The organism is Mycobacterium sp. TY814 (assembly GCF_030755175.1).
Classification (GTDB): domain Bacteria; phylum Actinomycetota; class Actinomycetes; order Mycobacteriales; family Mycobacteriaceae; genus Mycobacterium.
The window spans coordinates 1,890,861-1,911,195 of sequence record NZ_JAUFRY010000001.1; the positions used below are offsets into that span (position 1 = coordinate 1,890,861).

At 66.1% G+C, this 20,335-nt stretch carries 21 protein-coding genes; 7 read left to right on the forward strand and 14 right to left on the reverse strand.

Features of this window, described 5'->3' with window-relative positions; translation table 11 throughout:
• Genes QXH22_RS08225 through secY form a run of 6 tightly spaced genes read right to left on the reverse strand, consistent with a single transcriptional unit; the run spans window position 1 to window position 4,521 of the window.
• Window positions 1-501: a MarR family transcriptional regulator gene (locus QXH22_RS08225; protein WP_306242200.1), complete on the reverse strand. Its 501-nt coding sequence runs from the start codon at window positions 499-501 to the stop codon at window positions 1-3.
• A 25-nt stretch (window positions 502-526) separates the two neighbouring features.
• On the reverse strand, window positions 527-1,234 hold the full coding sequence (locus tag QXH22_RS08230) for an anti-sigma factor (RefSeq protein ID WP_306275331.1): 708 nt from the start codon (window positions 1,232-1,234) through the stop codon (window positions 527-529).
• Window positions 1,235-1,274: 40 nt separating this feature from the next.
• Window positions 1,275-1,808 carry a sigma-70 family RNA polymerase sigma factor gene (locus QXH22_RS08235; protein ID WP_306242202.1) on the reverse strand — a complete coding sequence of 178 codons (534 nt, stop codon included), beginning with the start codon at window positions 1,806-1,808 and terminating at the stop codon, window positions 1,275-1,277.
• Between the two features lie 39 nt (window positions 1,809-1,847).
• Window positions 1,848-2,651 carry a type I methionyl aminopeptidase gene (gene map, locus QXH22_RS08240; RefSeq protein WP_306242203.1) on the reverse strand — a complete coding sequence of 268 codons (804 nt, stop codon included), beginning with the start codon at window positions 2,649-2,651 and terminating at the stop codon, window positions 1,848-1,850.
• A gap of 2 nt (window positions 2,652-2,653) precedes the next feature.
• Complete coding sequence (locus QXH22_RS08245; protein WP_306242204.1) at window positions 2,654-3,199, reverse strand: adenylate kinase; 546 nt, start codon at window positions 3,197-3,199, stop codon at window positions 2,654-2,656.
• Window positions 3,196-4,521 (reverse strand): preprotein translocase subunit SecY, encoded by a 1,326-nt coding sequence (gene secY, locus QXH22_RS08250; protein ID WP_306242205.1) that lies wholly within the window; start codon window positions 4,519-4,521, stop codon window positions 3,196-3,198. The genes QXH22_RS08245 and secY overlap by 4 nt, the downstream gene beginning before the upstream one ends.
• Before the next feature lie 363 nt (window positions 4,522-4,884).
• Between secY and QXH22_RS08255 the strand changes: the two genes are divergently transcribed.
• Window positions 4,885-5,856, forward strand: coding sequence for a class I SAM-dependent methyltransferase (locus QXH22_RS08255; protein WP_306242206.1), 972 nt, complete (start codon window positions 4,885-4,887; stop codon window positions 5,854-5,856).
• Window positions 5,843-6,766, forward strand: coding sequence for a class I SAM-dependent methyltransferase (locus QXH22_RS08260; protein ID WP_306242207.1), 924 nt, complete (start codon window positions 5,843-5,845; stop codon window positions 6,764-6,766). The genes QXH22_RS08255 and QXH22_RS08260 overlap by 14 nt, the downstream gene beginning before the upstream one ends.
• Here QXH22_RS08260 and QXH22_RS08265 read toward each other — a convergent pair.
• The 4 genes from QXH22_RS08265 to QXH22_RS08280 form a co-directional block, all read right to left on the reverse strand.
• Complete coding sequence (locus QXH22_RS08265; protein ID WP_306242208.1) at window positions 6,750-8,057, reverse strand: cytochrome P450; 1,308 nt, start codon at window positions 8,055-8,057, stop codon at window positions 6,750-6,752. The genes QXH22_RS08260 and QXH22_RS08265 overlap by 17 nt on opposite strands.
• 3 nt (window positions 8,058-8,060) lie before the next feature.
• Window positions 8,061-9,869: a peroxidase family protein gene (locus tag QXH22_RS08270; RefSeq protein WP_306242209.1), complete on the reverse strand. Its 1,809-nt coding sequence runs from the start codon at window positions 9,867-9,869 to the stop codon at window positions 8,061-8,063.
• Window positions 9,870-10,108: 239 nt separating this feature from the next.
• Complete coding sequence (locus QXH22_RS08275; protein ID WP_306275333.1) at window positions 10,109-10,774, reverse strand: GNAT family N-acetyltransferase; 666 nt, start codon at window positions 10,772-10,774, stop codon at window positions 10,109-10,111.
• Between the two features lie 100 nt (window positions 10,775-10,874).
• Window positions 10,875-12,212, reverse strand: coding sequence for an FGGY-family carbohydrate kinase (locus QXH22_RS08280; RefSeq protein ID WP_306242211.1), 1,338 nt, complete (start codon window positions 12,210-12,212; stop codon window positions 10,875-10,877).
• A gap of 30 nt (window positions 12,213-12,242) precedes the next feature.
• Between QXH22_RS08280 and QXH22_RS08285 the strand changes: the two genes are divergently transcribed.
• The 3 genes from QXH22_RS08285 to QXH22_RS08295 all read left to right on the forward strand — a co-directional run bounded on the left by QXH22_RS08285 (window position 12,243) and on the right by QXH22_RS08295 (window position 14,859).
• Entirely contained in the window at window positions 12,243-13,223 is a 981-nt protein-coding gene (locus QXH22_RS08285; RefSeq protein WP_306275334.1) for an NAD(P)-dependent oxidoreductase, read from the forward strand.
• Window positions 13,220-13,870 (forward strand): L-fuculose-phosphate aldolase, encoded by a 651-nt coding sequence (locus QXH22_RS08290; RefSeq protein ID WP_306242213.1) that lies wholly within the window; start codon window positions 13,220-13,222, stop codon window positions 13,868-13,870. Before QXH22_RS08285 ends, QXH22_RS08290 begins: the two co-directional genes overlap by 4 nt.
• 80 nt (window positions 13,871-13,950) lie before the next feature.
• Window positions 13,951-14,859, forward strand: coding sequence for an MBL fold metallo-hydrolase (locus QXH22_RS08295; protein ID WP_306275335.1), 909 nt, complete (start codon window positions 13,951-13,953; stop codon window positions 14,857-14,859).
• On the opposite strand, the gene QXH22_RS08300 is transcribed toward QXH22_RS08295, so the two are convergent.
• Both QXH22_RS08300 and QXH22_RS08305 read right to left on the reverse strand, forming a co-directional pair.
• On the reverse strand, window positions 14,856-16,082 hold the full coding sequence (locus QXH22_RS08300) for a cytochrome P450 (protein WP_306242215.1): 1,227 nt from the start codon (window positions 16,080-16,082) through the stop codon (window positions 14,856-14,858). The two genes, QXH22_RS08295 and QXH22_RS08300, sit on opposite strands and share 4 nt — an antisense overlap.
• The gene (locus QXH22_RS08305) at window positions 16,079-16,633 is read right to left on the reverse strand and encodes a TetR/AcrR family transcriptional regulator (protein ID WP_306242216.1); all 555 of its coding nucleotides are present in this window, start codon (window positions 16,631-16,633) and stop codon (window positions 16,079-16,081) included. Before QXH22_RS08305 ends, QXH22_RS08300 begins: the two co-directional genes overlap by 4 nt.
• A gap of 73 nt (window positions 16,634-16,706) precedes the next feature.
• Here QXH22_RS08305 and QXH22_RS08310 point away from each other — a divergent pair, with 73 nt between their 5' ends.
• On the forward strand, window positions 16,707-17,735 hold the full coding sequence (locus QXH22_RS08310; RefSeq protein WP_306275336.1) for a dihydrodipicolinate reductase: 1,029 nt from the start codon (window positions 16,707-16,709) through the stop codon (window positions 17,733-17,735).
• A gap of 99 nt (window positions 17,736-17,834) precedes the next feature.
• Here the strand turns inward: QXH22_RS08310 and QXH22_RS08315 are convergent, their stop codons facing one another.
• Window positions 17,835-18,692, reverse strand: coding sequence for a helix-turn-helix transcriptional regulator (locus QXH22_RS08315; RefSeq protein WP_306242218.1), 858 nt, complete (start codon window positions 18,690-18,692; stop codon window positions 17,835-17,837).
• A gap of 74 nt (window positions 18,693-18,766) precedes the next feature.
• Here QXH22_RS08315 and QXH22_RS08320 point away from each other — a divergent pair, with 74 nt between their 5' ends.
• A complete protein-coding gene (locus tag QXH22_RS08320; RefSeq protein WP_371934169.1) occupies window positions 18,767-19,414 on the forward strand; it encodes a class I SAM-dependent methyltransferase in 648 nt (215 codons plus the stop codon).
• Window positions 19,415-19,478: 64 nt separating this feature from the next.
• Here QXH22_RS08320 and QXH22_RS08325 read toward each other — a convergent pair whose 3' ends face one another.
• Window positions 19,479-20,264: an SDR family NAD(P)-dependent oxidoreductase gene (locus QXH22_RS08325; RefSeq protein ID WP_371934170.1), complete on the reverse strand. Its 786-nt coding sequence runs from the start codon at window positions 20,262-20,264 to the stop codon at window positions 19,479-19,481.
• Window positions 20,265-20,335: the final 71 nt, after the last annotated feature.

Sequence of the window (20,335 nt, forward strand, 5' to 3'; positions counted from 1 at the left end):
TCAGAAGTCACCGGCGTTGCGGCGCAACGTCTCGATGGACGACACCAACGCGCTGGACTCGGAAGCGTCCATACCGATATCGGCGAACACCTGCTCGTTGAGGGTCACAGTGGCATCCTCGACCGTCGAGCGGCCCAGTTCGGTGATCTCCACCAGCGTGGTGCGCCCGTCGGTGGGGTGCGGCGCCCGCCGTACCAGTCCATCGGATTCCAGCCGCCGGATCGCATGCGTGACGCTGGTGACGTGCACCTGCAGGCGGTCCGATGCTTTGGTGATCGGCAGCGACCCGGTCCGGCTGAACGCGAGCAAGCGCAGCAACTCGTAGCGGGAGAAGCTCAGATCGTAGGGACGCAGCGCGGTCTCGACGCGGGCCAGCAGGATCTGGTGCGCGCGCATCACCGACGTCACCGCGACCATGCCCTGCGAGACATCGCCCCATCCGGCGCGTTCCCAGTTGGTTCGCGCCACGGCGATCGGATCGCGCTTGTGAGAGTCGGCCACGCCCTTTCTTACCGCACCGGGCAAGCTAGATCGAACGCTCGAGCAGAACTTGGCCGCTGTCGGCGGCCACTACCCGCACCGAGGCGATCTGATCCATCGGCGTCGAGATGCTGCCCGCCGGGGTGGCCATATGGCCGGGTTCGGCCACCCAGGTCGCCAGCCGGGTCTGGCTGCCGTCTCGACCCACCACCACCATGGCCAGCGTGTCGTGATGAGCGTCCGGCGGAGCCAGGCAGAAGCACTGCAGGTTGATGAAGGTGCCCCAGTGCTCGTTGGACAGCGACACCGTCGAGGTCAGCATCTTGGTGCCCACCTGCGCCATCGGCTGCGCCGCGACGGCCACCGGCTGCGACTGCGTCCCGACATAGGTGTTGACCCCCACCAACACACCGATACCCAGTACGACGGCCGCCGCAGCGGAGGCCAGCCAGGTCAGCCGGGTACGGCGACGGCGCCAGCGCACCGCCTCCAGCAATGACGGCACTAGCTCCGGTGTCCTCGGCGCCGGACCGGCCTCGTTGATCGCGACCACGTCTTCGCGGCTCAGCTGCGACAGCAGCGCCGGTACCCCGCTGAGTTCGGCGACGGCTTCGCGGCACGACGCGCAATCCGCCAGATGCGTTTCGAATTCCCGCCGTTCGGCAGCCGACAGCGACCCCAGCACATAGGCGGCATCCCACGTCGCGTAGCGGTGCGCGTCGCCGGGCTGATCGTGTCTCACCTGTCCCGTCATGTCATCCACCTCCTGTCACCCTCAAGCTTGGGGAGCCGCGTCATCGCGTGACTCCCAGTTCCTGCAGAGTGAGCCGTAGCGCGCGCACGGCATAGTGCAGGCGCGACTTCACGGTTCCCTCTGCGATTTTCAAATCTGCCGCAATCTGGGCGGTGGTCCAGCCACGGTAGTACGACCGCTCGATCACGGCGCGGTGCTCGACCGACAGCTGGGCCATCGCCTCGGCGATCAGCAGCCGGTCCAGCGCCGCATTGACCTCGTCCGGCGTGGACTGTTCCGGCGTGCCCTCTTCGTCGGTCGAGCCGACGACGTTGCGGTACCGGGCGCTGCGGCGATCGTCGATGATCATGTTGCGGGCAACGGTGAACAACCATGCCCGCGCCGAGCGCTCGGTATCGCCGATGACCTCCGGATGCTGCCAGGCCCGCAGCAGCGTCTCCTGGACGACGTCCTCGGCTTGACTGGCGTCTCCGGTCAATCGCAACGCATACCGCCACAACACCGCGGCGTGTTCGTCATAGAGCGCTTTCATCAGAGCGGCCTCAGCAGCCCCGGTGCCGGCCACACGAGCCACCTGATCACCTCCCGCTACTCATACGAGTCAAGAAGGCGGTTAGTTCAAAAGCGTAAGAACACGCGGGCCATCTTCTGTCACGGCCACGGTGTGCTCCCAGTGCGCGGCGCGGGAGCCGTCGACGGTGGTGACCGTCCACTTGTCGTCGAGGACGACGGTCTTTCCAGTTCCCAGCGTCAGCATCGGCTCGATGGCCAGCACCGAGCCCACCGCCAGCGCGGGACCCCGGCCGGGCGCTCCCTCGTTGGGCAGGAAAGGATCCATGTGCATCTGCCGGCCGATACCGTGGCCGCCGTAACCTTCGACGATGCCGAATGCGCGGTCGTAGCGGGCCGCGGCGGCATGGGTACCGGTTTCGATGGCATGCGCGACGTCGGTCAGCCGGTTACCGACGACCATCGCGGCGATTCCGGCCTCCAGCGATTCCCTGGTCGCCTGCGACAACGCCGCGTCGGCGGGGATCAGGTCGCCGACGCCGAATGTGACTGCCGCGTCGCCGTGCCAGCCGTCCAGCACCGCCCCGCAGTCGATCGACACCAGGTCGCCCGGTACCAGAACCTCGGCAGCGGACGGGATGCCATGCACGACACGGTCATTCACGGACGAACAGATAGACGCCGGGTAGCCGTGGTAGCCGAGGAACGACGGGATGGCGCCGGCTTCGCGTATCACCGACTCGGCGATCTCGTCGAGACTCAGCGTGGAGACACCCGCTACCGCAGCCGCTTGAACGGCCTTCAGCGCGGCGGCGACGACAGCGCCGGCCGCGGCCATCGCATCGAGCTCACCGGCGGTCCGCTGCGGTACCACTTTGCGGCCCCGCAGCCGTGCCAGGGCGCCCACGATTACTTGCCGAGGGCTTGGAGCGCGCGGGCGAACACCTCATCCAAGCTACCGACGGCGTCGACAGTCTTCAGCTCGTCGCTGTAGTAGTCCAACAACGGGGCGGTCTCTTCCCGGTACACCTTCATCCGGTTGCGGATGACCTCTTCGGTGTCGTCGGCGCGGCCACGGCCCGTCAGCCGGGTCAGCAGCTCGTCCTCGGAGACCCGGAATTCCACCACCGCGTCGATGTCGGTGCCGCGGCGTTCCAGCATCTCGTGCAGCGCCTTGGCCTGTTCCACCGATCGCGGGTACCCGTCGAGGATGAAGCCGTTCGCGGCGTCCGGGTCATTGAGCCGGTCGTCGACGAGTTCGTTGGTCAGCGAGGACGGCACCAGGTCGCCGGCGTCCAGATAACGCTTGGCCTCCACGCCGAGCTTGGTGCCTTCTTGGATATTGCTGCGGAACAGTTCGCCGGTCGAGATGTGCGGAATCCCCAGCTTTTCGGCCAGCTTCTCTGCTTGCGTCCCCTTGCCCGCCCCAGGCGGTCCCAGCAATACCACTCTCACTTGAGGAACCCTTCATAGTTGCGCTGCATGAGCTGACTCTCGATCTGTTTGACCGTATCCAACCCGACGCCAATCATGATCAGAACCGCGGTACCCCCGAAGGGTAGATTCTGTATCCCGCCGCTGTTGCCGATCTGCAGGAACAGGTTGGGCAGCACGGAGATGACACCGAGGTAGATCGAGCCGGGCAGGGTGATCCGGCTCAGCACAAAGCGCAGATAATCGGCGGTCGGGCGCCCGGGACGAATGCCGGGAATGAAGCCGCCGAATTTCTTCATTTCATCGGCACGCTCATCGGGATTGAACGTGATCGACACGTAGAAGTACGTGAAGAAGATGATCAACCCGAAATAGATGCTGATGTACACCGGGCTACTCGGGTCGGAAAGGTAGCTTCCGACGAATTTGTCCCACCAACTGTGACCGCCACCGCCACTGCCACTGCGGACCAGCTGGGTGATCAGATTCGGAATGTAAATCAGCGAGGACGCGAAGATGACCGGGATGACGCCGGCCTGGTTGACCTTCAGCGGAAGATAGGTCGAGGTGCCGCCGTACATCCGCCGGCCCACCATCCGCTTGGCGTACTGGACCGGGATGCGCCGCTGGCCCTGCTCGACGAACACCACGCCGACGATGATGACCAGCGCGGCCGCACAGACGGCCGCGAAGATCATGCCGCCCCGGCTCTGCAGGATCTGATTGCCCTCGGCGGGAATGCGCGCGGCGATGCCGACGAAGATCAGCAGCGACATGCCGTTGCCGATACCGCGCTCGGTGATCAGCTCGCCCATCCACATCACCAGTGCGGCGCCGGCCGTCATCACCAACACGATGACGATCTCGGAGAAGATGGTCTGGTTGGCCAGGATGTCCAGGGAGCAGCCCTGCAGCAGCCCGCCGTTGGCGGCCAGCGCCACGATGCTGGTGGCCTGCAGGACGGCCAGCGCGATCGCCAGGTAACGCGTGTACTGCGTCATCTTGGCCTGCCCGGCCTGGCCTTCCTTGCGCAGCTCTTCAAAACGCGGGATCACCACGGTGAGCAGCTGCACGATGATGCTGGCGGTGATGTAGGGCATCACCCCCACCGCGAAGACGGTGAGCTTCAGTAGCGCTCCGCCGGAGAACAGGTTGATCAGCGAGTAGATCTGACCGGCCTGGCCACCACTGGCTTCCTTGATGCACTGCTGCACGTTGGGGAAGTTCACGCCGGGTGAGGGCAGCGCGGCGCCGACGCGGTAGAGAACGACGATGCTCAGCGTGAAGAGGATCTTCCGTCTCAGGTCGGCTGTCCGCAGCGATGAGATGAAAGCCGAAAGCACTCTTCCTCCTGCGCAGCCGAACTCTGGTCGCGGCATGCCAACCGGGACTGGCCGGCTGGTTCCAATGTCTGACGTTGTCTAGGTCTGATACTTCCTGGGTTCATCCCGCGTCACGTGCCCAACACCAGCAGGCCAGGACGTACGGCCTGCAAGATCCAAGCGCGTCAAACCGTGTACGAGACTAACAGCTGGTGCGCGCCGGTCCGTCCAGGGTGGCCTCCGCTTACCGAAGCGCGCCGGTTTCCGCGTGACGACGATGCACAGCGCAGCCGTGCGGAGGAGTCGCGCAATCCGACCGAAGCGTACAGTCTGGGTAGTTCGTTATATTTGCTAAGTATCAGATCGCACTTCGGGAGCAGGTAGATGACCCAGACGGGCAGCGCACGATATGAGGGCGACACCTGGGACCTGGCGTCCAGCGTCGGTCTGACGGCCACCATGGTCGCGGCGGCGCGTGCCGTGGCAGCCAGGGATCCGCACGGTGCAGGGGCGGTGGCCTCGGACTCGTTCGCCGAGCCGCTGGTACGCGCGGTGGGCGTCGACTTCTTCTCCCGGCTGGCCAGCGGCGAGCTGGAACTGGCCGAACTGGACGAAGAAACGGCGACCGGCACGGTCCACTTCGCCAACGCGATGGCCGTGCGAACCCGGTTCTTCGACGACTTCTTCACCTCGGCCACGCAGGCCGGCATCCGGCAGGCCGTCATCCTGGCCGCGGGCCTGGACTCGCGTGCCTACCGGTTGCCCTGGCCGCCGGGCACCACCGTGTTCGAAGTCGATCAGCCCCAGGTGATCGAGTTCAAAACCGCGACGTTGTCCGGCCTGGGCGCGCAACCGACCGCGGACCGGCGCACGGTGGCGGTCGACCTGCGCGAGGACTGGCCGGCGGCGTTGCGTGCGGCCGGCTTCGACCCTTCGCAACGCACCGCATGGATTGCCGAGGGGTTGCTGGGCTACCTGCCCGCGGACGCCCAGGATCGGCTGCTGGATCAGATCGGTGCGCTCAGCATCCCGGGAAGCCGATTCGCGACCGAGGGGCTGTTGGACATCAACAAGCTCAATCAGGACGAACTGCGCAGCCGGATGAAGCGTCAGAACGAGCGGTGGAGCCGTCACGGTCTCGACTTCGACATGGCCGCGCTGGTGTATTTCGACGATCGCACCGACGCCGGCACCTATCTGTCCGCTCAGGGCTGGCAGACCACCAGCATGCGTAACTCGGAATTGTTCGCCAAGCACGGTTTGGAGCCGGCCTCCGGCGACGATGCCCCGTTCGGCGAGGTGGTCTACCTCAGCGCGGAGCGGCTTGCGGAAGGAACGGGCCATGGCGAGCACTGAGCGATCCGCCGGGGACACCTGGGACCTGGCCTCGAGCGTGGGCGCAACGGCCACGATGGTCGCGGCCGCCCGCGCGGTGGCTTCCGCGCAGGACAACCCGATCATCAACGACCCCTTCGCGGCGCCACTGGTCCGGGCGGTGGGCCTGGATTTCTTCACCCGTCTGGTCGACGGCGACCTGCCGATAGAGCAGTCGCTGCCGGACGCGGCCGACGGACGTGACCTCCAGTTCGAGACAGACTCGATCGCGGTCCGTACCCGCTTCTTCGACGACTTCTTCCTCGACGCGACCCGCGTCGGGGTGCGGCAGGCCGTGATCCTGGCCGCCGGCCTCGATGCCCGCGCCTACCGGCTGTCCTGGCCGCGCGCCACCGTCGTGTACGAGGTCGACCAGCCCGAGGTCATCGCTTTCAAGAACTCCGCGATGACGGCGCTGGGCGCCACACCCTCGGCGCACCGCAAGGCGGTCAGCATCGACCTGCGCGACGACTGGCCGGAAGCCTTGCGTAACAATGGATTCGACCCCACCAAGGCGACCGCCTGGAGTGCCGAAGGTCTGCTGATGTACCTCCCGCCGGAAGCTCAGGACCGGCTCTTCGACAACATCACCGCGCTCAGCGGACCAGGTAGCCGGATTGCCACCGAATACCACCCGGACTCGGGCGTGCCGATGAGTCAGCGTGCCCAGCAGTTCAATCAGCGCTGGGCCAACCTCGGCTGCGACATCAACCTGTCGAACCTGTTCTACGACGGTGAACGCAACAACGTCGTGGACTATCTGGACGCGCACGGCTGGACGGTGACCACCCGGCCGCGGCGGGAGTTCTACACCGACTACGGGCGCGTCTTCCCCGACGACCCCGATTCGGCCACGATGCGCAACATCGTCACGGTTATCGCGACGCGCTGAAGCCGTAGAGGTCGAAGCCGTGCGGCAGCGGCTTCGCCGGATTCAGCCGATCCCCCGACAGACTGGTGGCGCCGGCGTCGATCAAGTGGGCCAGCACCGTCTGACCCAGGAAAATCGACAGGTCCGCCCCGGGACAGACCTGCGGTCCGTGGCTGAAGAAGTTGTATGACCAGTCGCTGCCCGCATCTCCGCTGACCCACTCGCCCGGTGAGAACCGGTCGGCGTATGGAATGCGCTGCCGGTTGCGGTGATTGAAGACGTTGTAGATCAGCACCTGGGTTCCCTCGGGCAGCACGGCACCGCTGGGAAACTCGACGTCCCGGGCGGTGACCCGGCCGAACAACTGGGTGGTGGGCCACAACCGCATCGTTTCGAACAGGCACCCTGCCAGATACTCCAGCGAGGCGATGCCGGTGGCCGAGCCGATGTCCGCATCGGCCATCTCAACCTTGACCTCACGCAGCTGCTCGTCATGGCTCGCCAGCACGCCGAGCGTACGGAAAGTGTTGGCCGCCAGGGTGTCTCCCATTGCGAACATCCAGTGCACCAGCTGGCCGGCCGGGGCGGAGCCGGGGTCCGGCGCCTGCGGGATCAGTGCGGCCAGACTGCCTTCCGCGGGACTGTCGAGATAGCCCGCTATCCGTGCGATGAACTCGTCGTACTGGGGCGCCGGCTCATCGGGCATTTTATTGCCGGCCGACATCATCTCGCTGAGCGTCTCGGTGAGTGCCTCGTCGTCGGCCGCGGGATCGCCGAAAAGCACCCGCCGGGTCATCCGTTGAAAAGCCTTGTTCGCCGCCGGCCAGTCGATCTTGTCGCCGGCCAGCTCCCGTGCGGTCTGGGCTGCGACATCGACGAACGGCTGCGCCAGCCGGTGTACCGGTTTGCCGGTATCCAGCACTGCTTCGGCGAAATTGCGCCGCTGCTGCCACTCCTGCCCCCGCGAGAGGGTCAGGGCCTCAGGCTGAAACGCCTTCATCCCCTTACGTTTCGCCTCCGGGTCGGAAGCGAACGGGTCCGGGGAGCCGCCCAGCACGAAGTGCAGATCGTCGGGATGGTGCACCAGCAGGGCCTCGTCCTTGGCGACTCGCACGTAGAACGGCGCCGGGCCGTAGCTCCGCACCATGCCCTCCACCAGCCGGTAGCCGAGGTAGTCGGCCCCGACGGTGGAGGCGACCCGGCTGGGCAGCTGCCGCTTGTTGAACAGCCCCAGCACAACATTGGGAACCGCGACCTGGGCCGTGAACCTGATGCCTTCCAGTGTCGATGCGTGCTTGAAATCCTCACCCACGGATCAGGACCCCCACGGAATGTAGGCACGGACGGTGTCGGCGAGTTGCACCACTCGGCGCTTCTTTCCCTCGGCCGGCGCACCCAGCTTGGGCCACGGCGCGAACACCCGCTCCACGTCGCCGATCACCGTCTCGAGCTCCGGATAATGGCGCAGCAGAACGTCTTTCATCGTGGTGTGGTTCACCCAGTCATAGCCGATTTGGGTGTACACCTCGGGCCGGAAGTCCTTGGTGAAGAACCGGTCGCTCTTCAGCCGCCGCGACGCCATCAGGATGAAGATGCGGAACGCGGTGTCGGAGAAGCCGAAGCCCTTAGGCGGCTGCTCGGCCTGCATGCCGATCTGCAAATCCACCGCATCGACGTCGCCGTTGTAGACCTCGTTGATCTCTTTGGCCCACTGCTTGTTCGGAGTGATGTCGTCGATGGTCTTGCGCCTGGGCATCCGCAGCGCTTCCCGGAAGTCGTTGTAGCGGGGCACCCCCCGTTCCCGGTCGCGCACGATGTCCAGCGTCGCGAGGTCGGTGATCTGGCCGTCTACCCGGGTCAGCTGCCGTAACGCGTTCGGATAGTTGTGCAGGCACACCGCTCCCGCGCTGGCCAAACCGAACGAATACCACATGTCGCCGAATTCCATCCGGTCCATGAAGTCGCGGGTGAAACGTCCCTGCAGTTCCGTGAATTCGCGCTTCTCCAGGTGCTCTCCGGATGCCAGCGAGAAGAAGTTCCAGTCGTCGGGGATCAGCGGGTGCATGCGGTAGACCGAGACGAATTCCTCGGTCAGGGAGAACGGCGCGGAGTGGTGATCGGTGGGCGAGCCGATGATGCCCGACAACGCTTCGCTGTCTCCGACCCGACCGATGCGGTCACGGAACGTCTCACCCAGGGCGCCGTACCAGTTGGCATTCATGCCGATCTGCAAGGCGGGGTGGCGCAATACGCACGTGGTCCATTCGACCGTGTGGATCTTGGCGATCAGCGCGGAGACCACCAGGACTCCGAGTTCGAAGAGGCGCTGGTCGTCGAAACTGGGGTAGGCCTTCTTCAGGGCGTCGCACACGGCGTTGTGCTCGCGAGCAAAGAGGGTGTGCAGGATGCCCACCCCGACCCACCAGTTCTCCCGCATGCCGGTGAGGTCGATCCCGGGGATGTCACTCTTGGGCAGCCGGCCGTCATCGCCGACCTTGATCTTGCCGTCGACGAAGGTTCGCACCTCGGCTTGGCGTTCCTTGCCGCTGCCATAGATCTGCGATCCGTCCCACCAATGCGTTTCGACGTTGTTGAACACCGGCGCCGGGCAGCCGTCGATGATCTCTCCGCGCGGCGGGATGGTGCAGCGGATCCGCATCGGATCCTCGGGGAACTCGTCACCCTTGCGCAGTGGGATATCGATTGTCTTGTCCGCCAGTCCATCGCCGTGGAAGAACCAGTTGTGGTTTTCGAACTGCAGCCACGCGGCGGCCAATGCGTTGATGATTCCCGCGGGCTTGAATTCGTCGCGCGCCATCAGCCGCCGGCTGATGAGCCGCGGGTCCGGGTCGAGCAATCGCTTGGTGTGGGTGACAGTGTTCGCCAGCGGAACATTGCGGCCGAAACCTGTTCCCTTTGCCCCCATCCACGGTTCGGAGAGGTCGTTCCACGTGCCGTCCGGGGTGCGCGCCCGCTTGACTTCCTCGGTCGCTTCTCCGAGATCATCTTTGGGACGGATTCCATCACCCTCGAACAGGTTGTGGTCGCGCAGATCATTGCGCAGTCCGGCCAGCGCCTTGAGCTGCAGAACCAGCGAGGGATGCTCATACCATTGACGACTCACCTGGACCACCGTTCTGTAGAAGTTGCCAAGGCCCATTGGGAGTGCGAGGAAAACGCAAGAGGCATAACGAATTTAGCGCCGATCGGGCATGTTGGCTCAACCGATGGCACATAAACCCCCGCCAGTGGGCTGTGACGGTAATACGGACGGCTCGATCTTAAGCGCGTGTGACGAGCGTGTAAATGAACTGACGAAGATTCCGCGCGGCGTCAGCCGCAGCGGGGTCGCGTCCCGGCGTGTTACCCGGCGTTGGCCGCAGGCGCCCGAACGACCATCGGCACGGCCGGGAAGGCCCAGGCCATCTCTGAGCGCGACTTGCGCAGCGCCGCCGTGCCGTAGCCCTTCTTCCGGTGCTCGGGATGGATCCAGATCCTGACGTTCACTTCACCGTTGAGGAGTTCGCCGAACACCATGCCGACCTTCTCGCCGGCGTCGACGGCCACGAACCACACGGCCTCTTCGTCGTGCAGACGCTTGAGCGCCTTGCTGATCTCGTCGTCGATGCTGCCGGCGGGTGCACCGGAGCCGTCGCCGGCGGCCTTGATCTCGTCGGTGCGGGTCGTGAAGATGTCACGGTCCTGCGCGGCGGAGAAGGGACGCAGCTCGAGGGTCTCCCCCGAACTTGCCGGCCGGTCGCTGAGGGCGAAGCTGAGTTGCTTGTTCAGGTCGTCGAGCTCCGCGAGGATCTTCGCGCGCGCGTCCTGGGTCAGTTGATCGAACGACATACTCATCACGGCTTCGGCAGCAAGATGAGAGGTACCGAGCAATTGCACGATCGCCTCGACGGCGGCGGGCTTGTTCTTGGCCTCGACTATGGCATCGGCGACCTCATGCCGGCGTTCCAACGCGGCAAGCAAAGCGTCTGCGATCTCTCGACGGGCTGCGGTCTGGTCGTGGTCAGTCATTGCACTAGCGTAGAACGACAGAGCACTCACCGCGCCACCAGGCGGAGCCCAATTAGGGCGACCCGCAGCCCCCGGCCCACGCCCGCGCTTGCGATCGCGGCTAAGCCAATCTGGAGCCACTCAGCTCCAAGAAGCGGCGGTACCGATCCTTGGTCGGCCCCACCCACGCGGAGCGGGGTTCGACGACCCGCTCCACCGCGGCCCAGCGGGACGCGTCGGTGATCACCGATTCCAGTCCCACCGCCATCCGGGCGAGGAAGGCGGCGCCCAGTGCCGCCCCCTCGGCCACCGCAGACACCTCCACGGGCCGCCCGGTCGCATCTGCGATGGCCTGCATCCAGGGCTGCACGCGGGTTCCGCCGCCGGAGGCGACGATGCGGCGCACCGGCGCACCGCTCAGCTCGAGGATCTGCCGTACGACGAAACCCGACGCTTCGTAGGCCGCCCGCCGCACCGACGCGGCGTCTTGGGTGAGGTCCACACCATGTAGCGCCGCACGCCGGTCCGGATCGTGGAACGGCGTGCGTTCACCGCGGATGTAGGGCAACCACACCGGCACCCGCCTCGGGTCGGCGCCCAGCGGATCCGCTTGCGCGACAACACGATCCACCCAGCCCAGGAACATACCGCCGGCGTTGCTGGCCCCACCGATCTGACTCTTGCCGACCGCGGTGTGCGGGATCGTCCACAACCCGGGCACCTGCCGGGCCTCGGCAACGGTGATCCACACAATCAGGGTGGTGCCACACAAGACCAGGACGTCGCCCTCGTGATCCGCTCCCGCGACGATCTGTTCGCACAGGGCGTCGATCGCGCCGGTGGCCAGCACCGCCGACGAACCGCGGACCTGCCCGACCGGTCTCCCGAACGTCTCGACCCGCGGCATCTGGTCGACGGTGGCGCCACGGTCGGCGAGGGCGGCCGCATTCCAGCCCGCGCCGTCGAACAGCGGGAGCGAGGTGATCGCGGTGGCGAAGTCGATCACCGCCTCCCCTGCCAGCGCGTGATTGGCGACGGCCGGCGCCGGCCAGTAACCGGCCGCGCCCGGCGCCTCGGCCGCCGTCCACCGCAGGAATTCGGCGGCCTCGCCGACCGCGGGCACCGGCTGCTCGGCGGCGTCGGGTACCCGGCCGCGACTGTCGCCGTACAACAGCCCCGGCGTGATGGGACTGCCTTCGGAGTCGACGGCCGTCAACGACGGCACCATCGACGACACGGCCACCGCTTTGGCATCCGGCCGGTTCAACCGGCCGAGGGCGGTGACGGGTCCCTCGCGCCACGCCTCTTCGGCGTTGTGTTCCAGCCGGTCGGGGGCCGGCACCAGTAGCTGATGCGGAATCCGCGCCCGCGCGTGCACCCGGCCGCTCTCGTCGACCGCGACCGCCTTGGCCGCCGTAGTGCCGACGTCGATGCCGATTGTGACGTCTTCACGTGACACGGGCGCCACGGTACGCCAGCATGGAGTTTCGTGACGTCCCGACCACGCGCCCTGGTGACGGCCCCACTCCGCGGCCCGGGTTTCGCCAAGATCCGCCACCTGGCCGACGTGGTCTACGACCCCTGGATCGACCAGAGCCCGCTGCGCATCTACAACGCCGAGCAACTGGCCGAACGGATCAGCACGGAATCGGCCGACATTGTTGTGGTGGAAAGTGATTCGGTCAAGGGCCCGGTGTTCGAGCTGGGGCTGCGTGCCGTTGCGGCCACTCGCGGCGACCCCAACAACGTCGACGTCGCCGCGGCCACGGCGGCCGGCATCCCGGTGCTGAACACCCCGGCCCGCAACGCCGACGCGGTCGCCGAGATGACCGTCGCCTTGCTGCTGGCCGCCACCCGGCGCCTGGTGGCGGCCGACGCGGATGTCCGCAGCGGCAACATCTTTCGCGATGGCACCATCCCGTATCAGCGGTTCCGCGGCTGGGAGATCGCCGGACTCACCGCCGGGCTGGTGGGACTGGGCGCGGTCGGCCGGGCAACCCAGTGGCGGCTGGCAGGCCTGGGCCTGCGGGTCATCGCACACGACCCCTACTGCGCCGACGCCCACCACACCCTCGAGCAGTTGCTGGCCGAATCCGACGTCGTCTCCCTGCACGCACCGGTCACCGACCACACCGTCGGGATGATCGGGTCCGAACAGTTCGCCGCCATGCGTGACGGCGTGGTGTTCCTCAATTCCGCACGGGCCCAGCTGCACGACGTCGACGCCCTCGTCGACGCACTGCGGACCGGCAAGGTGGCCGCCGCCGGCCTGGACCATTTCGCCGGCGAATGGCTGCCCACCGACCACCCGCTGACCGCGATGCCCAATGTCGTGCTCACCCCGCATATCGGCGGCGCCACGTGGAACACTGAGGCGCGGCAGGCACAGCTGGTTGCCGACGACCTGGAGGCGCTGCTGTCCGGCGAGAGGCCCGCCCATATCGTCAACCCGGAGGTGCTGGGCTCATGAAATTCGTTGAGAATGCCGAAGATGCTGTGCTGGCGGCCGCCAAGGACATGCTGCGTCGTGGTCTGGTGGAAGGCACCGCGGGCAACATCTCCGCCCGGCGCTCCGACGGCAACCTGGTGATCACGCCGTCGTCCGTCGACTACGCCGACATGGCCCTCGACGACCTGGTGCTGGTCGATCCGGACGGCGCCGTACTGCGGGCCAGGGACGGCCGCATGCCCTCGACCGAGATGCAGCTGCACCTGGCGTGCTACCAGGCGTTCGACGACATCGGCAGCGTCATCCACAGCCACCCGGTGTGGGCCACCATGTTCGCCGTCGCGCACCAGCCCATCCCGGCCTGCATCGACGAGTTCGCGGTGTACTGCGGCGGCGACGTGCGCTGCGCCGAATACGCCGCGTCCGGTACCCCCGACGTCGGTGCCAACGCGGTCAAGGCGCTGGAAGGGCGGGGGGCCGCGCTGATCGCCAACCACGGCCTGGTGGCGGTGGGACCACGGCCGGACAAGGCCATGCATATCACCGCGCTGGTCGAGCGCACAGCGCAGATCGCTTGGGGCGCAAAGGCCCTCGGTGGATACGTGCCGGTTCCCGAGGAAGTGAACCGGAACTTCGCCGGTGTCTACACCTACCTGCGCGGCCGGTGAGAGCCCGCGCCGACTGTGAAGTTTTCCACGCGACACGCGGCGGACACGTCGGGTAATTCACGCTCGGCGAGGAGGACGTAATGGATGCCGTCGAGCTGGGACGCGCCAGACTGACCCGGGTACTGGAGCTGCGCTTCGACCTGCCGACCCGGGTCTTCCCGCACACCCCGGCAGCCGGATGGCGCGACAACGAGGTGTTGGCACCGGACTTCTTCGATCCGGGCACCGATCAGTTGCATATCGCGATCCAGAGCTGGGTGATCGAAGTCGACGGACTGACCGTCGTCGTGGATACCGGCGTCGGCAACGACCGGACGCGCCCGCAGATGCCGCCGCTGGACCAGCTGAACACCGGTTACCTCGCGGCGCTGCAATCGGCCGGCGTCGACCGCAATGCCGTCGACGTGGTGGTCAACACCCACGTCCACTCCGATCACGTCGGGTGGAACACCATGCTGCACCACGACGCGTGGTTGCCGACGTTCCCGAACGCCCGGTACCTGGTGCCGCAGGCTGACTACCGCCACTTCCACCCCGACGGGGCAGCGGCACAACAGGATCCGCGCACCGAGGAGGAAGCGCTGCAACAGCTCGGTAACCGGCTGGTGTTCGAGGACAGCGTCCTGCCGGTGGATGCGCAAATCGTCCAATGGTCAGACGACTACGAGATCAGCCCTGCCCTGCGATTACGCCCCGCGCCCGGGCACACCCCCGGCTCCTCGGTGCTGTGGCTCGACGCGGGCCGGCCGGCGGTCTTCGTCGGCGATCTGACCCACAACCCGATACAGGTGCGCCGCCCCGACGACCCCTGCGCCTTCGACATCGACCAGGCCGCCGCTGCGGTCACCCGCCGCCGGATCTTCGCCGAAGCCGCCGCGGCCGGGGCGGCCGTCGTACCCGCGCACTACCCGGGTCACGGAGGAGCGACGCTGCGCGCCGTGGACGACCGATTCGAGGTCGATCGCTGGCTGGACATCGAGCCGCTCTAGCGCAGGGTCACCGGCACTGATTCGTACACGGTCATGTTGTTGGCCAGGTGCGGCAGCCGCAGCCTGGGTTCGCCGAGTTCGATCGTGTTGGTAGGCAACAGAATTTCGTCGAGGGCCGCCCTGACCTCGGCGCGGGCCAGCATTGCACCCAGACAGTGGTGGGCACCGCCACCACCAAAAGACTGATGCGGGTTGGGATCACGGCGGACGTCAAAGCGGTAGGGGTCGGCGAAGACGTCCTCATCGCGGTTCGCCGACCGCAGCATGGTGACCACGCGGGCACCCTCGGGAATCAGGGTGTCGCCCAGCGTCACATCCTTCGTCGCCCCGCGTACCCAGAAGATGATGGGCGTGGAGTAGCGGATCACCTCTTCCACCGCGGTGGCGCGTGCCTGCGGATCGTTCCGGTACAACGCGATCTGGTCTGGGTTGGCGACGAACGCCCGGATGCCGTCGCACAACGCGTTGCGTGTGGTGTCAGCGCCGGCCAAGCCGAGGATGAAGAAGAAAATCTCCAGCTCATTGGCCGGCAGCAGGAAGCTCTCCCCCGAATCCGCGGTGATCTCGGTGGTGCACAGCGCACTCCAGATGTCATCCACGGGATGGTCACGCTTGTGGGTGGTCAGCTCACTGGCGTACTGGAACAACTCCAGGAAGGGCATCAGGTCGTCACCGTCGGGAACCGACATCTGCCCGCCCGCGGTCTTCAACACTTTGTCGATGAGTGCGAACACACGCGGCCGGTCGGCTTCGGGAATCCCGACGATATCGCCGATTACCGAAATCGGAAGTCCCGCAGCAAGATCTACGAATTCGCCGCCACCGTCGCGTAACAATGCGCCGGCCATCGCCTTGGCGCGGGCGCGAATGCCGTCCTCCAATTTCGCCACGGCCCGCGGCGTGAAGGCACGGGTGATCACCCTGCGGCGGATGGTGTGATCCGGCGGATCCAGACTCACGATGGCCGGGTACGCGTCGAACAGGGGCACATCCTGAATCAGTGGCCCGCGAGTTGCCGTGAACGATTCATAATCGCGATGCACACGGGCGACGTCGGCATGCCTGGTGCAGACCCAGAATTCCCGGCCTACCGCGGATTTGACGTCATCGGTGAGTTTCTGGTGGAAGACCGGCGTACGGGTCCGCAACTGCTCAAACAGCTCGTCGGGGAACTCCGAAGCCCACAACCCGGGCTCGGCCAAGTCGACCGCGGTGTCCGTCACGATCCCCCCTGTATCTCGTTGCGCAGGCCGCTGAGGATCAGGCGCAGGCCATAGGAGAACTTCTCATCGCTGGGCCCGTCGTCGGTGCGGCGCAGGTGCTCAAGCTGCACCGAGCCCAACAGGTGGACATACAACGCAGCGTGCGCCGCCTCGAAATGCTCGGCGCGCAAACTCGATTCATGCAGGATGCGGCGAGTGGCACGATCCATCTCGGTCGCCGCCGCGGTGTGCGGGTGTCCCTGCAGCAGGCCGGCGATCCCCGGAACCTCGACGAGCACCTGCCACGCGTTCATATAGAGCGCGACCAGTCGGGATTCCCAGTCGCCGTGCAGTGGCACCACGATCTGCGCCAGTACCGATTCGATCAGCAGATCGAGCAGTTCGGACTTGTCGCGCACGTGGTAGTACACCGACGACGGCCGGGTGCCTGCTTCGGCCGCCAGCTCCCGCATCGTCACCTTATGCACACCGACTCGCTTGGCCAACTGCCACAGGTGCTTGGTGAGGTGGTCACGATCCAGTGCGCCGTAACGCAGTACCGGCGCGTCCATTCCTGCCCCCGTTTCGAACAACGTTCTGATTAGAACAGTGTTCGAGTCGGGCTGTCAACGGTTACCGTGGGGCATGCGGCGCGTGGTGCAATGGTCGACCGGCAATATCGGCAAGCGGGCACTGGGCATCCTGCTCGAGCGCGACGACTTCGACGTCGTGGGAGTCCATGCATTCGGCGGGGACAAAGTGGGTTGCGACGCCGGGACCCTGGCCGACCGAGAACCCTTGGGGCTGAACGCGACCGACGACGTCGACGCACTGCTGGATCTGGCCCCGGACTGCGTCAACTATATGCCGCGGGTCATCGACTTCGAGCTGGTGGCCAGGATGCTCCGCCAGGGGATCAACGTCGTCACGACGGGAGATTTCCTGACCGGCACCCACCACCCGGCCGAGCGTGCGGCGCTCGAGACGGCGGCCCGGGCCGGCGGTGCCACGTTTCTCGGCACCGGTTTCGAGCCCGGATTCATCAACGTGGTGGCCGGCTTCCTCACCGGTGCATGCCGCCGGGTGCACAGCGTCAAGCTGGTGGAGACGCTGGACTGCACCACTTATCCGGTGCGGGACGCCTGGCGGGTGCTGGGTTTCGGCAAGCCCCCCCGCCAGCGGATTGTGCCGATCGACCCCGCCGCCCAACGCTTCGGCCTGGGTTACTTCGAAACGCTGGACATGGTGGCCGCCATGCTGGGCGCCGAGCTCGAGGCCAAAGAGGCGTTCGTGGAGAACGCGGTGGCCAAAGAGGATGTGGAACTCGGCTGGATCACCTACAAAGCCGGCACCGTCGCCGGTCAGCGCCGAACCTACCGCGGGCTACGCAATGGAAAGACGGTGGTCGAACTGGCCATCTGCTGGACCATGAGCAGTGACGGGCTCGATCCGCAATGGAACGATCCCGAAGGCTTCAGCATCGTGATCGACGGGCAGCCATTCGTCGACGCGACGATCCGCTTCGGACGTGCCGGTCAGGACGCGATGACCGTGTTGATGGACAGCACCGCCGTGGCGGCCGTCAACGCCATCCCGTTCGTCTGCGACGCCGCCCCCGGCGTCATCACGCCGATTGACCTGCCTGTCACCGGATCCTACGGGGCCCTGGGCTAACCCCCTTTGGGGCCGCCCTGCGCCCAGCCCCTGTGCCCAGCCCCGGTGCCGCCGACTGTGAATCTCAAGACGCGACACGCCCGTATCGCGTCGGGCATTTCACAACCGGTGCGCGTGGCCGGCACGCCACTGACGGGGCGAGCCGCCGTGCGCCCTGCTGAAGAGCCGGCTGAAGTATCCGGCGTCCGCTATGCCGACACGCCTGGCGACCTCGCCAACGGGGAGATCGGTCTCGGCCAACAGGTCACGCGCTTCGGCCATGCGCCGCTCGATGATCCACTCCTGCACCGTCCGTCCGGTGCGACGGCGGACGACCGTCGTCAGGTGACCCGGCGTCATGCCGACTTCGCCGGCCACATCGCGCAGCGACAGCGGTTCGCCGATCCGGCGGTCGATCACAGCGAAGACATCGGCCAACAACGGTTCGCCGCTGCGCCGCAGATCGCCGACGATGTCGCCGGCCACGCGGGCAAGTTCGATCAGCAGCAGCGTCAGGTGCGCGAGTGCGGCCTGTCGATAGCTTTCCTGACGCCCGGTCACTTCGCTTTCGATGGACCGGATCGTGCCTTCCCACAGTGTCTTACGATCGTCGCGCACCTGCAGGCGCAGCACCCCGCCGCTTTCTCCGTGCAGGAACGGAAACAGCAGCGGATGTGTCCGCCAAGCCGGCCAGGGCGATCGCCCGTCCTCGCCGAGGGCAACCGGATCGAAGAAGACCGCGATCCCATCCCCGACCGGAAAAACCTGCTTCGGGTCCAGCACCTTTCCCGGGGCGGCCACATAGACCACGGCCGCCGCCGGCACGTACCAGAGCGCGGGGAAGTCGTGGATATGCGGCCGGCCTTCAGCGAACTCGTGATAGCGAACCACCGACACGGGGGGTATCTCGGGGTCGGTCCGGTAACCGTAGACCGGCACGCCATCACGGTGCCGGCGGAGCCGGGTGGCTTGGGTCATACTGCCAAAGATAATCCAAGTTGAGGCAATGATCACCCAATCATGCTGTCGAACAACGCGTAAATATGGTCCTTATGACCAATCATCATCCAAATGATTTTCTGCCTGCGACCGGTCACCAGGCGCTGCTGCCCGCATATGACCTAATGTCCCGCTTGCTGGGCTTCACCAGCGTCTATCAACGGCTTATCGAGCAGGCCGAACTCGCCGACGGACAGCGCGTACTGGAAATCGGTTGCGGCACCGGGAATGTCATCATCAAAGCCAAGCGATCTCGGCCTGGGATCGACGCGGTCGGGTCCGATCCCGACCCCCGGATCCTCGACCGGGCACAGCGAAAGGCAGCCGGTCTGACCGGAATTCGGTTCGATGCCGCCTATGCGCAGCGTTTGCCCTACGCCGATGGCGAGTTCGACCGGGTGCTGTCGTCGATGATGCTTCACCACGTTGGCGCAGACGCCAAAGCCGCTGTGGCCGCCGAGGCGTTCCGCGTGCTGCGGCCGGGTGGACGCCTGCACCTCGTCGACATCGCCGGCGGCGCGCACACTCACCACGGTCTGCTTGCACGACTGGTGAAGCGAAATCCACATTTCAGTGACAACATCGGCGACGCGATTCCGCGGCTGCTGAACGAGGCCGGGTTCGAATGCAGAGAGGTTGCCCGGCAGACGCAGCGTGTGGTCGGACAGCTCGCGTACTACCAGGCGATCCGCCCGGCGTAGATGCTCTCGCGCACCTAGCGCTGATCGATCGCCACCTTCGGTTTCACACCGTGGGCGAGTGCCCTCACCGTTGCGCCATGCCGGCAATGAATGCGTCGAGATCGGTGTTCTTGGCATCGACCACCGCCTTGAGGTCGGGCAGGTAGTGCTCGAATCGATCACTGTCGATGGCAGCGATGATGCCCTCGGCAACCTCTTCCGGCGTGACCTTGGGGCCGCGGTACTCGGGCGGTTCATTGTCGGGCTGGTCCCAGATCTCGGTGTCCACCGGGCCGGGCTGGATCAACTTCACCGACACCCCGGTGCCCGCCAAGTCGATGGCCATCGCCTCGCTCCAGCCGCAGAGGGCGAATTTGCTCGCGCAGTAGGCGGATTCAGCGGCGATGCCGAGCCGTCCGGCGACGCTCGACACATTGATGATGGTGCCTGCCCGTCTGGCAAGCATGCGCGGCAACAGAGCCAGTGTCAGCCGCATCGGAGCGAGGAAGTTGACCTGCATGACACTCTCGACCTCGACCGGCTTGAGCGCGGTCACCCTGCGCCGCTTGGGGATTGCGGCATTGTTGACCAGTACGTCGATGCCGCCCATGGCGTGCCAGGCTTGCAGCGCCAGCCTACTGGCGGTAATGCCGTCGGCGAGATCGGCGACCCACATCATCGAATCCGGTGAGCCGCGAAGGCAGTCAGCCAGGACCTCCGTCAGCCGGTCTTCACGACGCGCGACCACCCCCACCACTGCGCCCCGGGAGGCCAGCGCCCTGGCCAGAGCCGCGCCGATTCCCGATGACGCCCCCGTGATGAGCACGCGTTTGCCGTCCACCTTGTCATTTAACAAAGTCGGGTTACTCATCGCTTCAGCGTGCCTTAATTAGACCGTCAAATGGTACCGATTCGGTCCAACTTTCCGGGGGTGGAAATGCC